Source organism: Paenibacillus sp. 1-18 (assembly GCF_000520755.1).
Taxonomy (GTDB): Bacteria; Bacillota; Bacilli; order Paenibacillales; family Paenibacillaceae; genus Paenibacillus; species Paenibacillus brasilensis.
Window position 1 is genome coordinate 13206 of record NZ_ASSB01000207.1, and the last position, 13982, is coordinate 27187.

At 44.7% G+C, this 13982-nt stretch carries 11 protein-coding genes and 1 pseudogene; 10 read left to right on the top strand and 2 right to left on the bottom strand.

Going from position 1 to position 13982, the window contains the following annotated elements; all coding sequences use genetic code 11:
- Positions 1 to 110: 110 nt before the first annotated feature.
- Positions 111 to 1319 carry an MFS transporter gene (locus tag L693_RS0113050; protein ID WP_025717632.1) on the bottom strand — a complete coding sequence of 403 codons (1209 nt, stop codon included), beginning with the start codon at positions 1317 to 1319 and terminating at the stop codon, positions 111 to 113.
- 259 nt (positions 1320 to 1578) lie between these two features.
- On the opposite strand from L693_RS0113050, the gene L693_RS0113055 reads away from it, so the two are divergent.
- The 9 genes and pseudogenes from L693_RS0113055 (at position 1579) to L693_RS0113095 (ending at position 11071) form a co-directional block, all read left to right on the top strand.
- On the top strand, positions 1579 to 2484 hold the full coding sequence (locus L693_RS0113055) for an AraC family transcriptional regulator (protein ID WP_025717633.1): 906 nt from the start codon (positions 1579 to 1581) through the stop codon (positions 2482 to 2484).
- 164 nt (positions 2485 to 2648) lie between these two features.
- The gene (locus tag L693_RS0113060; RefSeq protein ID WP_025717634.1) at positions 2649 to 3713 is read left to right on the top strand and encodes a Gfo/Idh/MocA family oxidoreductase; all 1065 of its coding nucleotides are present in this window, start codon (positions 2649 to 2651) and stop codon (positions 3711 to 3713) included.
- 130 nt (positions 3714 to 3843) lie between these two features.
- Positions 3844 to 5445: an alpha-amylase family glycosyl hydrolase gene (locus L693_RS0113065; RefSeq protein WP_025717635.1), complete on the top strand. Its 1602-nt coding sequence runs from the start codon at positions 3844 to 3846 to the stop codon at positions 5443 to 5445.
- 288 nt (positions 5446 to 5733) lie between these two features.
- The gene (locus L693_RS0113070; protein WP_197029927.1) at positions 5734 to 6789 is read left to right on the top strand and encodes a LacI family DNA-binding transcriptional regulator; all 1056 of its coding nucleotides are present in this window, start codon (positions 5734 to 5736) and stop codon (positions 6787 to 6789) included.
- A 51-nt stretch (positions 6790 to 6840) separates the two neighbouring features.
- Positions 6841 to 7770 (top strand): annotated as a pseudogene (locus tag L693_RS0113075) (Gfo/Idh/MocA family protein); the annotation flags it as partial.
- A gap of 117 nt (positions 7771 to 7887) precedes the next feature.
- Positions 7888 to 8769, top strand: a complete 882-nt coding sequence (locus L693_RS0113080; protein ID WP_025717638.1) for a hypothetical protein — start codon at positions 7888 to 7890, stop codon at positions 8767 to 8769.
- A gap of 278 nt (positions 8770 to 9047) precedes the next feature.
- Entirely contained in the window at positions 9048 to 9683 is a 636-nt protein-coding gene (locus tag L693_RS0113085) for a hypothetical protein (RefSeq protein WP_025717639.1), read from the top strand.
- A 10-nt stretch (positions 9684 to 9693) separates the two neighbouring features.
- Positions 9694 to 9969 (top strand): hypothetical protein, encoded by a 276-nt coding sequence (locus L693_RS0113090; protein WP_025717640.1) that lies wholly within the window; start codon positions 9694 to 9696, stop codon positions 9967 to 9969.
- 787 nt (positions 9970 to 10756) lie between these two features.
- Complete coding sequence (locus tag L693_RS0113095) at positions 10757 to 11071, top strand: S-layer homology domain-containing protein (RefSeq protein WP_025717641.1); 315 nt, start codon at positions 10757 to 10759, stop codon at positions 11069 to 11071.
- A 422-nt stretch (positions 11072 to 11493) separates the two neighbouring features.
- Here the strand turns inward: L693_RS0113095 and L693_RS0113100 are convergent, their stop codons facing one another.
- A complete protein-coding gene (locus L693_RS0113100; RefSeq protein ID WP_025717642.1) occupies positions 11494 to 12879 on the bottom strand; it encodes an MFS transporter in 1386 nt (461 codons plus the stop codon).
- Between the two features lie 114 nt (positions 12880 to 12993).
- Between L693_RS0113100 and L693_RS0113105 the strand changes: the two genes are divergently transcribed.
- On the top strand, positions 12994 to 13881 hold the full coding sequence (locus L693_RS0113105) for a LysR family transcriptional regulator (RefSeq protein WP_025717643.1): 888 nt from the start codon (positions 12994 to 12996) through the stop codon (positions 13879 to 13881).
- Positions 13882 to 13982 lie beyond the last annotated feature (101 nt).

Below are 13982 nucleotides of genomic sequence, written 5' to 3' on the forward strand. Positions count from 1 at the left end.
CCCTGTTGCAGCGAAACGCAGCAGACATCACCTCCCCCAATAACAAAGCGATCTCAGCCTTTGTTGCAGTATGACGCGGCAGGCCTCACCTCCCCCAAGATAAAATGATCTCATCCTTCCTTGCCCTGATGACCAAGGGATTCAACTACCCGGCTGCTCCTGCCATTCCACAGATGTGAAAGAATAACCGCAAGCAGTAGAATTAGACTAAAAGCCCCAAGAATCCAGAGGGTAGCAGTCACCGGCCATTCGCTCATGCTCCAGCCTATTACATATTGAAGCACCGAACCGCCAATTCCGCCCGAAGCAATTAGAATGCTGGTGGTTCGCTCGGTCATTCCGGGCATTAGCATGTTCGCATAGACAAGCGCGATACAGAAGAGACCGGACATGAATAACCCTGCACCAAAAACCAGAAGATATGTAGCCAACTGGTTGGTTATAAACACCATGGCAACTAAGAAGCAGAAAGTTCCGATTACGCTCCACAGCAGGAAAGGAATATATCCTGATGACTCTGCAATCCTTCCTGAGAACATACGGCCGATGATCATTGCAATCCAGAGCAGGCTGACACCCAGCGAGGCTACGGATTCCCGAAGCTGCAGCGTCTCGATCAGAATAGAGGGCAGGAAGTTCATGAGCCCCAGTTCAAGACCCATATATACAAAGAAGAATACAATGAAGATGCCCAGCAACAGACGGTGCTGTCCCGAGTACCGGGCTTGTTCTACAGAACGTTCAGAGGTTCGGAGATCTGCTTGGGCAAGATGGGAAGAGGAGGAGGCAGGCATTGTAAGCCAGAACAGCGCTATGATAAGCGTCAGAAGGGAGATGGTGTAGAAGGTCAGATACCACATTCCAAGCCAGATATACAGGCTTACTACTGCCGGAATGAGCAGTGCACCAAGTGCAAAATAAACATCCAGCTTGGACATGGCCACGGCTTTCTGTTCCTCAGTGAACTCAATCGTGAATGCTCCGATGGACGATTCAATGATACCTGAGCCGAAGCCAACCCAGATGGTCATTACGATGACCCAGGTCCATGAGGGAAGTAGACCCAGGATGGCACAAGCTGTTAAGATACTGACCAAAGCAATGGACAGCATCGACTTGCGACCGATATGCAGAGCCATCAAAGGGGAGAGGAGAACGCCGACAAGGAATCCGAAAAACTGCAGAAACAGCAGTAATCCGCCATCGCTGTATCCCCGTCCATAGTGAGGCAGCAGAACCGGCAGTAATGCTCCTAGAAGCACGCTGGTGACGCCGATTAACAGATAGAAAGCACAACTTAAAGCGAATAGTCTCTTCAAGGCCTGTCCCTCCATAGTTATATTTAATGAATGCTGTCCTCTTACTATATTATACCATTTATATGGAAAAGTATATATGTATTTATATAAAAAATGTAAAAACATTGTCATATTTTTATGAATACCAATTGTTTTTGCTTGATAGTAGCTGTAACTATTGTGATAGAAAAAAGAATATAAAACGCTTACAATTCAAAGGGGAGAGAATTGGGAAGAGAATTTTTTTGAATTAATTTTACGACAAAAGGAGTCTACCAAAATGAATTTGTACTTAGAGATTCCGGAGCTTGATAGACATTTTCCTTTCCGGAGTTTTATTAATAAAGGCGACGTGCTATGTGATCCTCATTGGCATAAAGAAATTGAAATTATTTATGTCACCCAGGGAACCTTGGATCTGGGAATTAACGATATTTCGATACGTATGAAACAGGGCGAAGTACAATTTATAAATGGTGGTGATGTTCATTATTTCTTGGCTTCTCCTGACAGCGAACGGGTGGTTATTCAATTTGATTTGAGCTTTTTTCAGGAGGTATCCACATTAAGGGATCAGAAGCGCTCTCTTAGATCTATATTTACGGAGATGGAACAATCGAGTTGGAAATGGTCAAAAGAAACAGCAGCTAAAATGCTGCCGCTGATTCAAAGCATTTATGATGAGAATGTCCGCCGCCGAGAAGGTTATGCCTATATGATCAAAGCCAAACTGTTTGAGATGTTGACTCTTATTTTGCGGGAAGTACCGAGAAGCGTGACAAGACTTCCCGCAATCTCTGAAAGAAACTTAACACAATCCAAGGACATGCTTTACAAACTGGAACGTATTTTTGAATATGTGGAATGCCATTTTCATGAAACCATTTCGCTGAGGAATGTAGCTGAATATATGGGGTTCAGTCCCCATTATTTCGCCAGGCTGTTTAAGAAGAATACGGGGATGACCTTTGTATCATTTTTGAATGAATACAGGCTGAATAAGGCCAAATGGATTTTGCTGAATGAAAACAATCCGATCACCGAGGTTGCAGAGGCTGCAGGTTTCAGCAGCGTGAAGACATTTCATCATCTTTTTAAGGAAGCAACAGGCACATCACCATTGAAATACCGCAGGACAATATTCGGGAATAAAACGGCAAGAAATGAGGAAGAAAGCTTTTCATGAGATTTGTATGATAGAGCTATCCACGAAGTGAAGGGAGATCTACGATGTCATAATCAAAGCTTTGCGGATTTATGGGCATATTATATTGCAATCAATCTACAATCGTTTTTGATCCGTGAGCAACCGCTTGATATCTGGTGGGCTAATTCAGGAGTGAAAGGAAAATGAAAATGGGAAATCGGATATATAATGTAGTCATTATCGGGTATGGAGGCATGGGAAGCTACCATGTTCAATTGATCGAACCTGTTCAGCAACTTGCCATAGCCGGTGTGTATGATATTGTCGACTACCGTATGGAATTGGCTGCGGCTGCCGGCTATAAAACCTACGCCAGTCTGGATGCCGTTCTGACCGATCAGGCCGTGGATATTGTTTTGATAGCAACGCCTAATGACGTGCATAAAGAAATCGCAATCCAGGCACTGCAAGCCGGAAAGCATGTCATATGTGAAAAGCCGGTTACGATAACGAGCGCGGATTTCCTGGATATTGTCGAGGTGGCGAAGAAAGAAAATCGCGTGTTTACGGTTCACCAGAACCGCCGATGGGATGAAGATTTCCGGATTATTAAAGATATAATCAGCAAGAAGAACGTGGGTGAGCTTTTCCATCTGGAATCACGGGTTCAGGGGGCAAACGGCATTCCAGGGGATTGGCGGCAACTAAAGGCTTATGGAGGAGGAATGCTGCTGGATTGGGGAGTTCATCTGTTGGACCAGTTGCTTCTGATTACAGATAGCAAAATAGAGAGCGTTACTGCAACCTTAAGCTATATTTTGGGGACCGAAGTGGATGACGGCTTTACCAGCTTTATTGAGTTCAAGGACGGTCTGACAGCAGTCATTGAAGTGGGGACGACCAATTACGTAAAGCTGCCACGTTGGTATATTAAAGGAACCGAAGGGACCGCAGTGATCAGGGATTGGGATTTAAGTGGAGAAATCGTCACTCGAAATCCCGATGTTGCTTATGTGGAACCCAAACCGATTCGAGCAGGTCAAGGATTGACAAAAACGATGGCGCCACCGTCGGAGAAATCCACCCTTAAGTTCCCGATTCAAGAATTAACTGCTGCAACAGAAAGCTTTTATGAAAATTTTGTCTCCTCTATCGAAGGAAAAGCCGAACTTGCGATCAAAAGCGAAGAAGTACACCGTGTGCTGGTGTTGATTGAGACGATTTTTGAGGCAGCAGCAACCAAAAGCGTGATTCAAAGAACGATTTAGCGGATCTGAACAAAAATATAACAAAAAGATCGATATTTTCCACCAAAACAGATAATAACATCCTCCTTTTTTGGATTTTTTCTCTTTATAATGGAGACGCATCCATAACGATTAAAGGAGTTGATATGTTTTGACACGCAACAAACGCTTAAGAAAATTGTCCACCGCCATGTTAACGGTGCCTATGCTCATGATGTTCGCTTCAGGTGCAATGGCCGAGCAGGAAATGAACGGGCATAAGCCTCCAGTTTCTACTGGAAGCGGCGTGTTTTATGAAATTTATATTAATTCTTTTTATGATTCGAATGGAGACGGGCATGGTGACTTGAAAGGGATTACACAAAAGCTTGATTACCTAAACGACGGCAAGCCAAGCTCGGGTCAGGATCTACAGATCAGCGGTCTCTGGCTCATGCCACTCAATCCGTCCCCAAGCTACCATAAATACGATGTAACCGACTACTATCAAGTGGATCCTCAGTATGGAAATCTGAATGATTTCCGCACCTTGATGAAAGAAGCGCACCGAAAAGGCATCAAGGTGATCATGGATCTTGTTATCAATCATTCGAGCAGCGATCATCCTTGGTTCAAGGAGGCCAGCGCCAACCCGCAAAGCAAATATCGCGACTATTACGTGTGGGCAGATAAGAACACTGATCTAGATGAAAAAGGCTCATGGGGACAACAGGTATGGCATAAGAATCCGAATGGTGAAGGGTATTTCTACGGAACATTCTGGTCAGGAATGCCGGATTTGAACTTTGACAATCCCGAGGTTCGTGAAGAAATGATCAAGGTCGGCAAGTATTGGCTGCAGCAGGGTGCAGACGGGTTCCGGCTTGACGCAGCGATGCATATTTTTAAAGGACAGACAAAGGAGGGGGCCGATAAAAACATCGCCTGGTGGAATGAGTTCCGCTCCGAGATGGAGAAGGTAAATCCAAATGTATATCTCGCAGGGGAGGTATGGGACAAACCGGAGACGATAGCTCCTTACTTCGGACCGCTTCACTCCCTCTTTAATTTTGACCTGGGCGGAACGATGTTGAATTCCATAAAAAATGGTCGGGATCAGGGGATTGCGACATTCGCCGAGAAAACGCTGAAATTGTACAAATCGTACAATAAGGCGACACTCGATGCTCCATTCCTGAGCAACCATGATCAGACCCGTGTCATGAGCGAACTGGGCGGGGATGTGCGAAAAGCCAAGCTGGCCGCTTCGATTCTTTTGACGTTGCCAGGGCAGCCGTTCCTTTATTACGGGGAAGAAATCGGGATGAAGGGTGAAAAGCCTGATGAGTATTTACGAGAGCCTATGCGCTGGTACAAGGGAGATGGCCCCGGTCAAACGACGTGGGAGAAACCCAAATACAACACAGGCGAGGTATCGGTTGAAGCGCAGCTGCGGAACGATGATTCCCTACTGGAAAGCTACCGCAAGCTCATCCGTCTGAGGGAAGAACATGAAGCTCTCCGCAGCGACAGTCTGGAAACGATCCAAACAGGAACTGCCAGCGTAACCGCATATAAACGCACTTCAGGCAAAGAAACATTATATGTATTTCATAACCTGTCCGGAGAGTCGGTTACCCTGCAGATTAAAGATTCGGATAAGGGCAAGTGGAAAGTGGTCTTTTCTACCTCGAAGGATGTGAAGGTGAAGAAAGGAACAGTCATGATTCCAGCCTACAGCTCTCTGATTACCAAAGAAGATAGAAAGAGCTGAACATCCACAAAGCTGATGTAAAATACAGAAATGGATTAAGATGGAAAAAACTATATTTTTAAAACTATCGTTACAAATGAGAATGCAAAAAAATTTTACAGGGTATGAATATTTTTTTGCGTTCTCTTGTTTTTGTGCTTAAAACAAGGAGAAATAAAAATGGGAAAAGAAATACGATCACGTTAAGGTCAAAAGCAGTACAAAAAAGAACGAGAGATGGTTAACGGATAACTTTGGGATTGACAGAGGGATGACTGCATGAGAAATGTACGCGCGTACATTGAATAACTGGAGGTGGGCAATATCGCATCGCGCAAGGAAGTAGCAGAGTTCGCCGGCGTGTCTGAAGCGAAGGTGTCGCGGGTATTGAACGCGGCCGGTCCCATCAAGGAAGAGACGCGGAGAAGGGTTCTGGATGCCGCCAATCAGCTTGGATATGTTCCCAGTGCGCTTGCCCGCAACTTTGCCCGAAGCAAGAGTGGTCATCTTGGTGTGGTTATGCCTTATGTACCAAAGGCGCATCTGTTCTCAGCCTATTTTTTTTCCGAGATGCTGAGTGGCATCGGAAGCAAGGCCAGGGATAGCGGGCACGATCTGCTACTATTGTTCCGGAAGCCAGGGGAAGGGATGGATTACAGCGGTCTTTTCCGCCAGCAAAAGGTCGATGCCTGTATCATTCTTGGAGCCAGGGATGACCAAGATGAATTGGAAGCGCTTAAGAGACTTCAGGAAGAAGGTCGTCCGTTCTGCGTCATGAATCATCATTTTACAGGACAGTCGTTCTGTGAAGTGGATGCAGACCATGTGGAGGGAAGCCGGACGGCTGTTAGTCACCTCATTGAGCAGGGGTGCAAGCGGATTGCCTTTCTCAACGGCCCGGATATCTATTCCAACAGTACTGAACGATTGAAGGGGTACCGCACCGCGCTTCAGGAGGCGGGTATTGAATATGATCACGAGCTGCTTCTGGAGGGCAATTACAGCCGTCGAAGCGGGCTCGAAGCATCGGCTACAATCGCAGGCAGGCTAAATGATATTGATGCCGTATTTGCAGCGAATGACCGGATGGCGATCGGAGTGATGCAGGGTCTGCGCGAGCGCGGACTGGGAGTAGACCGGTTCCCGGCGTTCGTAGGCTATGACGATTCGGATACCGCCGAGATGGCCGTTCCGCCGCTGAGCAGTGTTCGTGTTCCCTTTTATGCGATGGGGGAGCTTGCCGCTTCGAAGCTTATACCGGATTCTCAGGACCGAATTCCAGCCCTGGCGCTGACCGGGTGCGCCTCGATAAGAGAGCTTTTGTCCACGGAGCTGATTATCAGGGCGTCATCCATTCGTCAATAACCGCACCGTCAACAATGGGTTGGAACTCAGATCCAACAGGAGGGTATCGACATGTCTAATCGTCTTCGTATCGGAATGGTTGGCTATAAATTTATGGGCAAGGCGCACAGCAACGCTTACCGCAGTCTGCCCATGTTCTTCCCAAGTGCCCCGCTGCAGCCGGAGATGTCCGTCATCTGTGGACGCAACGAACAGGGGGTTCAGGCGGCCGCTCGCCAGTTCGGCTGGAGCGAGAGTGTTACCGATTGGCGTGATCTGGTGAAACGTAACGATATTGATCTTATTGATATCAACGCACCAAGTGATGTTCATAAGGAAATTGTCGTTGAGGCTGCCCTCCACGGCAAGCATCTGTTCTGTGAGAAGCCGCTTGCACTCTCGCTGGCGGATTCCCGTGACATGCTGCAGGCAGCGGAGGAGGCGGGCGTCAGCCATATGATCGGCTTCAATTACCGCTTCTCCCCGGCTGTCCAGCTGGCGAAGCAGCTAGTCGAGAGCGGTCGCCTAGGCAAAATCTATCACTTCCGAGCCTTTTTCCTTCAGGACTGGATCATGGACCCGTCCTTCCCGCTGGTCTGGCGGTTGCAAAAGGAAGTGGCCGGTTCTGGCTCTCATGGTGATCTTGGCGCCCATCTGATTGATCTCGCCCGTTTCCTGGTCGGCGAGTTCCATGAAGTGATCGGCATGAGCGAGACGTTCATCAAGCAGCGCCCGCTGGCTTTGGAGATGACCGGATTGAGCGCCAAGGGCAGCGCCGGGGCGAATGCGCCGATGGGGGAAGTAAAGGTCGATGATGCCACGCTGTTCCTGGCACGTTTCGCCGGAGGTGCGCTAGGCAGCTTCGAGGCCACACGGTTTGCGGCCGGACACCGGAGCACAAATTCATTCGAGATTAACGGTAGTCTTGGCAGTGTGCGGTTTGACTTTGAACGGATGAACGAACTGGAAGTGTATTTCACGCAGGATGAGGAGGGTGTTCAATCGGCTGGTGAGCCAGGAACGGGACATGACCTTTTTCCACATAATACTTAACTACGTAATTGACCAACGACCAAATATGTTATAGTATGGTTAAAAATGTAATCAGGAGGTAGCTATATGTTTAATGCATCTGTTTTGGAATCAATAACTGACATAAACCTTTTGACAGACATGTTACGAGCAGAATTTTCACTAGAAGATTGGGATGCTATGGTGCATATTGCGGATAAACTCCACCACTCAATCAAAGAATTGTATGAGGAAGACCAACTTAGACAAGCAAAAGGGCAGCCAAGAGTTGATACTAGAAGACTTAAACGAAGTATTGCCTTTTATTTTGGATATGCAATGGTAGCAAAAGGTGTTGCATTACAGAAGATGGGCGATTACGCAGCAGCCAGAGATTGCATCGAAAAGTACACTGAATTGGGCTGGATATACGGATTGGACGAGGAAGGGCAAGCTGATGTGGCTCATTTCAGGATGTTTGCACGAGCAAATACATACGTCCTTGACTTGTTGGAAGGAAAGATGGATACGCTTCCTGAATATGTTCAATTTATACATCAAAGTGAAGAAGAAGAGTTGTTGCCGGGAATCATAACGATTTTGGAAGCAGCTATAAAATACGACTATAACGTTGATTGGGCATTGAAAGAATTTGAACCTACGCTGGACTCTTTAGACGGAGAGTATGAAACGGAAGCCAATATACGTTATTATATAGATCATCTCTATCTTATGGCTCTATATAACCTCAAAAATGGGAAATATTCCAATGCACTAAATATAGTGCTCAAAGCTTTGAGAATGTCTGATAAACTCAAAGATGATACGGGATTCAAAAAGATTAATGCATTATTTATTTCGTTTAGCGAACATGCATCTAAAGAACAGCTAAATGAATATAATGTATTGAACAAAACTATTCTAGAAAGGGTGTTAAAAGATGAAAAAGGCATTATGTATGATGGCAGTAGCTTTGTTTCTGCTCGGTAGCGTGAGCAACATAGGAGCGTTAGTCGCCCCGAACAATCATGGAGCGAATAGCTTTCAGCCTAACAATCATGGAATGAATTACTAGAAATTAAATCACCTTGAAACCCCTTCCACAATGAGGGGGTTTTTTATTTGGAAAAATGGTTCCAAAGAATAATTTTCCAAAATTCTTATAATTTTATACAAACATTTCCTTTTATTGTGGTATAATGGTTAAGTCTAGCACATCATGAACTAACAACACACACCATTAAAAAAATGAAAAAGAAGTGTGTCAATTGAAGTCCAAAAACACAGCAGTAATCCTTACAGGTGTTTTGGCTCTTGCGGCAGTAGCTCCAATGGCAGCATCTGCCGCACCTATTCAACAATCGGAACAAGCAGAAGCAAACAAAGAGGTTAAACAATTGAGCGTAGACGCCGAAACCTTAAATGCTATCACGGATATTGAAAAGTTCATAAAGCTGTATGGGGATCATTATGTCCTTGATCCTGCTGCAAAAGAAGTGGTAAGCGAAAGGGTATTTAATAACTATTCTAAAGCTGTCGAATCTGTAAATGATCAGCTGAAAAATGGTATTCTGCAAACAAAAAATGGGGCACTTGTCGCAAATCCTAACTACGAAGAGATTGGCACGAATATGTATGGTAGTTGGCACTGGTGGGGGTATGCGTTAACTCTCTCGGATTACGAGACGAAGCACCAAATAGCAGTGATTGAGAATACAAAAGATACCGCTAATTTTGTATTTTCAATTCTTGCCGCAATCCCCAGCTTGCAAGGAACAATCGTACCATCGGTGATACTTAGTAGTGGCATGAGTTTAGTGCTAAATCGCATGAAGGAACACGATTACGGAAGAGGTGAAACTATTAATTTTCACCCCGGATACTTCGAAATAACAAGTAACTAAGGAGCATAGTATGAATATGTATTTGCTTGTCCTTTTTGTTGCAATCATTGCTGGCAACATACTATTTAATAACTTCAAGAAAAGACAAGGAGAAGGTAGTAAAGCGCCTGATGTAGTAACAATTATAGGATTAGCTATCGGACTGGCGTTAGGCATCGCTCCTGTCTTTCTCAGTGGCATACAAGAGTGGACTTGGCACACTACAGTCCTCGTGCTTGGTTCTGCTCTCGTTATTGGACGCATCCTGTATAGCTGGAGTAAAAATAGTCAATCAAAGGGCAGCTAATGAGGAAGAAAACTGTTTTTACTATAGTAGGTGTTATCTTAGCATTCATCCTTGTGTGCTACTTATTCACCTTATGGTCGGCTAACAACCTCCAAGTGCCACCAAATAAGGTAAGTCCATAATACTTGGCTTTATGATTACCCCATTCATAATTGATATGAGTTGCCATACTCAGCGTCTAACAAGATCCTTCCTTTAATGGAGGGCTTTTGTAAATTTATAAAAAATAAAATGGAGTGACAATAATAGTGCACATTAGAAGCACCCTGATCGGGAAGGCAACTGTTTTCATTCCTTGATCAGGGTGTTTTTTACTGTTTCTTTACAGCCTACGTGAATATTATGCTCTTTCGGCTCATTCCATCAGGGCTCGATTCCCTTTCGCCTTCCACGCGACTTCGGTAAAGAATTCGATTTTGGTATCGAAGAGAAAATTATTGAACAAAACTTGCACAAGAATCCCGCGCTTGTGCGGGTTTTTTAAAAAATTACGATTACATCGAGTGAACGCGATTTGGTTATACATAAGTTTAAGTTTAGTCGATTAGATGATTGTGTAATGTTATTCAGCATCGTCCGCCTGTTAAGGTAACGGCCAGTTTAACTCAAAGCTCCGACAAATTGCTGGTTCTTGGATGGGGTTAGGTAGTGATAAATCCTTGTGAAAAGTACAGTTTAAAGTGCTTTTATCTGTTTATTATCATCGTTTGCATTTGAAAAGCCGATATAACATGGAGTCTGGAGGATTATTTTCCATATAAATTTTATCTAAAGGAAGTGGAATGAGATGTTGAAAAAGAAATGGTTTATCATCCCGTTGGTTGCAGTGACACTGTGTTTCAGTCAATCCGCATTCGCGGCAAATACGTTCTCTGATGTGAATGGGACAAAATATGAATGGGCTGCCGAATCTATCCGTTCAATGGTTGACAAGGGCGTTATCAACGGCTATGCGGATGGGACCTTCAAACCAGGTAAAACCATAACGAAAGCGGAGTTTGTACATATGTTTCACAAGCTTTTTCCAAAAATCAATCATTCCTCCGGGAAATCCTCAGACTTTGTGGATGCGCGTAAGATGAACTGGACATACCCTTGTTAAGTAGACAGAACTAAAAAGATATCTTTTAATCAGCAGCCGTTTCTCGGTATTCTACTGGGGAACGGTTGTTTTGAAATCTATATAAGCAGAGACGACTTGGCAGCTACAGTTGCTCGCTGTTTTCCTTTGCGGGCTGCAATTCGTCGGTACTATGCGGATTTTTGATTTCTTTGAGTACATTACCGATGAGGCTCAGGGTAGTTGGGAAGTAATCATAGCTTAATATTAATATGTTGTGGCTATTTTTATTACAAGACTTGAGTAATCCTCGCTAAAGCGGGATCGGTTATTTTCTCTTGTGAAAATCAGTTTCGTACGTTCAGTGTTAGTTGCGTTTAAGTGCAGTCTCGCTTTTAACCAGATATATCTTGGCTTTCCACTAGGCATCACTTAGAAGAGTCCAAGCATTGAACTTGATGAACCTACGACTCTTGCAATTGCCCTGACTCCCGGCGACGCCGGCTTATGAAAACCAAGGACAAAGCAATTACCGTGAGGATAATCCCAAGCAACCGAAATCCCTCGAAGCTGAACTTACCTCCCATAACGATGCCTATCAACAATGAAGAGAGAATGGTTCCAAAGTATCTTGAAGTACTAAATAATCCGGATGCTACACCGATTATTTCTTTCGGTGAACTTTTGAATAAGGCCGCCTGCATACCGACATTGTTCAACCCGTTACTAATTCCGAAGGCAGCTAAAGCCAAACACACACTGATCACCGGCGAAGTTTGATTCAATGTCACGATCCACACTGACCCCAATGTCATTAACATTGCCGACACTAACAACGCTGGCCTGGGTCCCGATTTATCGATCCATCGTCCTGCCAATGGAGAAGCAACGAGTGAGCACAAGCCTAAACTTAGCATAAGAATCCCTGTATGGAATTCGCTGACATGACGTACCATTTGCAAGTAGGAAGGAAGCCCGAAAAAGAGCGAGTAAAAAAGAACGTTAACGAGCATAAATTCGATATTGACCCAAGTCATCGCAGGATATTTGGCGAATGTATGTAAAGGAATAAAGGGTGACGTCGTTTTTAACTCATGACGTACGAAAACCAAAAGTAGCATGAGGCCTATCAATCCGACAATGATACTTAATAATGAGACATGTCCGGATGATTTTGCTGACAGTAATCCAACGAGCAGGGCAACCAGACCCACTGTGAAAAGCAGGATGCCTGACGCGTCAATCATATTAATCCATTTACGAAAGGACATGTTGCTTGCAACGGATATTGGCGGTTCGTCCTTAGGGATCGTCCTCCAGGCTAATAGAAAGCTCGCCACCACAAATGGAATATTGACGAAAAAGATAGCATGCCAACCCCACCAATGAATCAAGACCCCGCCAATAAAAGGTCCAATTGCTGCTGCCCCAGACAGGAATATGGACAAAACAGATAGCGCAGTCGCTTGCTTCTCTGTAATATGAATTCGTACAATGGCCATTCCAACCGCAACTATCATGCTTGTTCCGATGGATTGCACAATACGGAACACGATGAGCCACCCAAAGTTTGGTGAGAGCGGAGCTAATAATGAGGCAAAGAAGGCTACCAAAAGCCCGGTAAGAAATAACTTCTTGCGACCGAATAAATCACTGGCCTTTCCCATGACTGGTTGAGCAATAGCACTTGCAATGTAGAAAGAAAAAATAATCCAAGAAACTACTGTAAAGTTAAGTTGGAACACATTTTGCAACCTTGGAATAGCAACAGAAACCATCGAAGAATTTAATGGGTTCAAGAGTATCCCCAATCCAACGGAAATCATCAACCACCAGCTACGGGCATTCATTTTTAAGTCCCCCCAAAGTATTTTAATGATATCGTACTTGAAATAAGGTATTTACTCCAACGCATTACGTGTTATGATTCCATTGACTTGAGGGAATGGATGTGAGGGTAGGAAATGGAACTTCTTCAATTGCAATATTTTATCGCGGTAGCTCGATTGGAACATGTGACCGAAGCTGCACGAAGTCTGCATGTTACTCAATCGTCACTGAGCAAAACGATTCAACGCCTGGAGGAGGATCTGGGGGCCCCTTTATTCGATCGAACAGGGAGGAAACTGCGACTGAATGAGTTCGGAAGCAGATTCCTTCGTCGTGCGGAAAAGGCTTTGTTTGAATTGGAACAGGGGAAGCAGGAGATTAGGGATCTATCTATCCTGGAACATAGCACACTCGAATTGGCGGTAACCACTGCAAGCACGTTGCCTAATATCCTTCGAGAGTTTCGGAAAAAGATGCCTAATATCCATTTTCATGTACAAATGCTTGCCACGCAGGAAATGGTTACGCTTCTTCATAGAGGAGAGGTCGATTTCTGCTTGTCGTCACCTCCGATACAAGGGGATGATATTGAATGTCAAATCGTGTGCATCGACCCGATCCTTGTCGCTGTTCCAAAGGGGCATCGCCTGGCTAACCGAAAAAGCGTATCTTTGATAGAACTAAGGGATGAATGGTTTGTCGGTGTAAAAAGAGGCTACGGTACTCGCGATTTAGTGGACTCTGTATGCAAATCGGTTGGATTTGTACCCCGATATGTGTATGAGGGAGATGAACCTGCAAGGCTAAGCGCTCTTGTGGAAGCAGAAATTGGTATAGCTTTCATACCAAGCACGGCAAGGAATTTGCGAGAATATATCCAATATATTCCGGTTGATAATCACGAATTGGCAAGAGAAATCGCTTTATTATGGCACAAGAGTCGGTACATTTCGCGGGCTGCTCTGGAATTCCGTGAGGTAGTTGTAGAATATTTCGGGGCGATATCCAAACAGACAATTTAATCGTGAGGGGCCGCAATAATACATCGTTAGGCCATTGATAATATAGAAAATTAGATTAATGATACAGCACGCCTGTTGAATAACCAAAATAAGTAACTCAA

Excerpts from the sequence above, each read along its gene's own strand:
- L693_RS0113055 (WP_025717633.1), top strand. The coding sequence starts at position 1,579 with ATGAATTTGTACTTAGAGATTCCGGAGCTTGATAGACATTTTCCTTTC.
- L693_RS0113060 (WP_025717634.1), top strand. The coding sequence starts at position 2,649 with ATGAAAATGGGAAATCGGATATATAATGTAGTCATTATCGGGTATGGA.
- L693_RS0113080 (WP_025717638.1), top strand. The coding sequence starts at position 7,888 with ATGTTTAATGCATCTGTTTTGGAATCAATAACTGACATAAACCTTTTG.
- L693_RS0113090 (WP_025717640.1), top strand. The coding sequence starts at position 9,694 with ATGAATATGTATTTGCTTGTCCTTTTTGTTGCAATCATTGCTGGCAAC.
- L693_RS0113095 (WP_025717641.1), top strand. The coding sequence starts at position 10,757 with ATGTTGAAAAAGAAATGGTTTATCATCCCGTTGGTTGCAGTGACACTG.
- L693_RS0113100 (WP_025717642.1), bottom strand. The coding sequence starts at position 12,879 with ATGAATGCCCGTAGCTGGTGGTTGATGATTTCCGTTGGATTGGGGATA.
- L693_RS0113105 (WP_025717643.1), top strand. The coding sequence starts at position 12,994 with ATGGAACTTCTTCAATTGCAATATTTTATCGCGGTAGCTCGATTGGAA.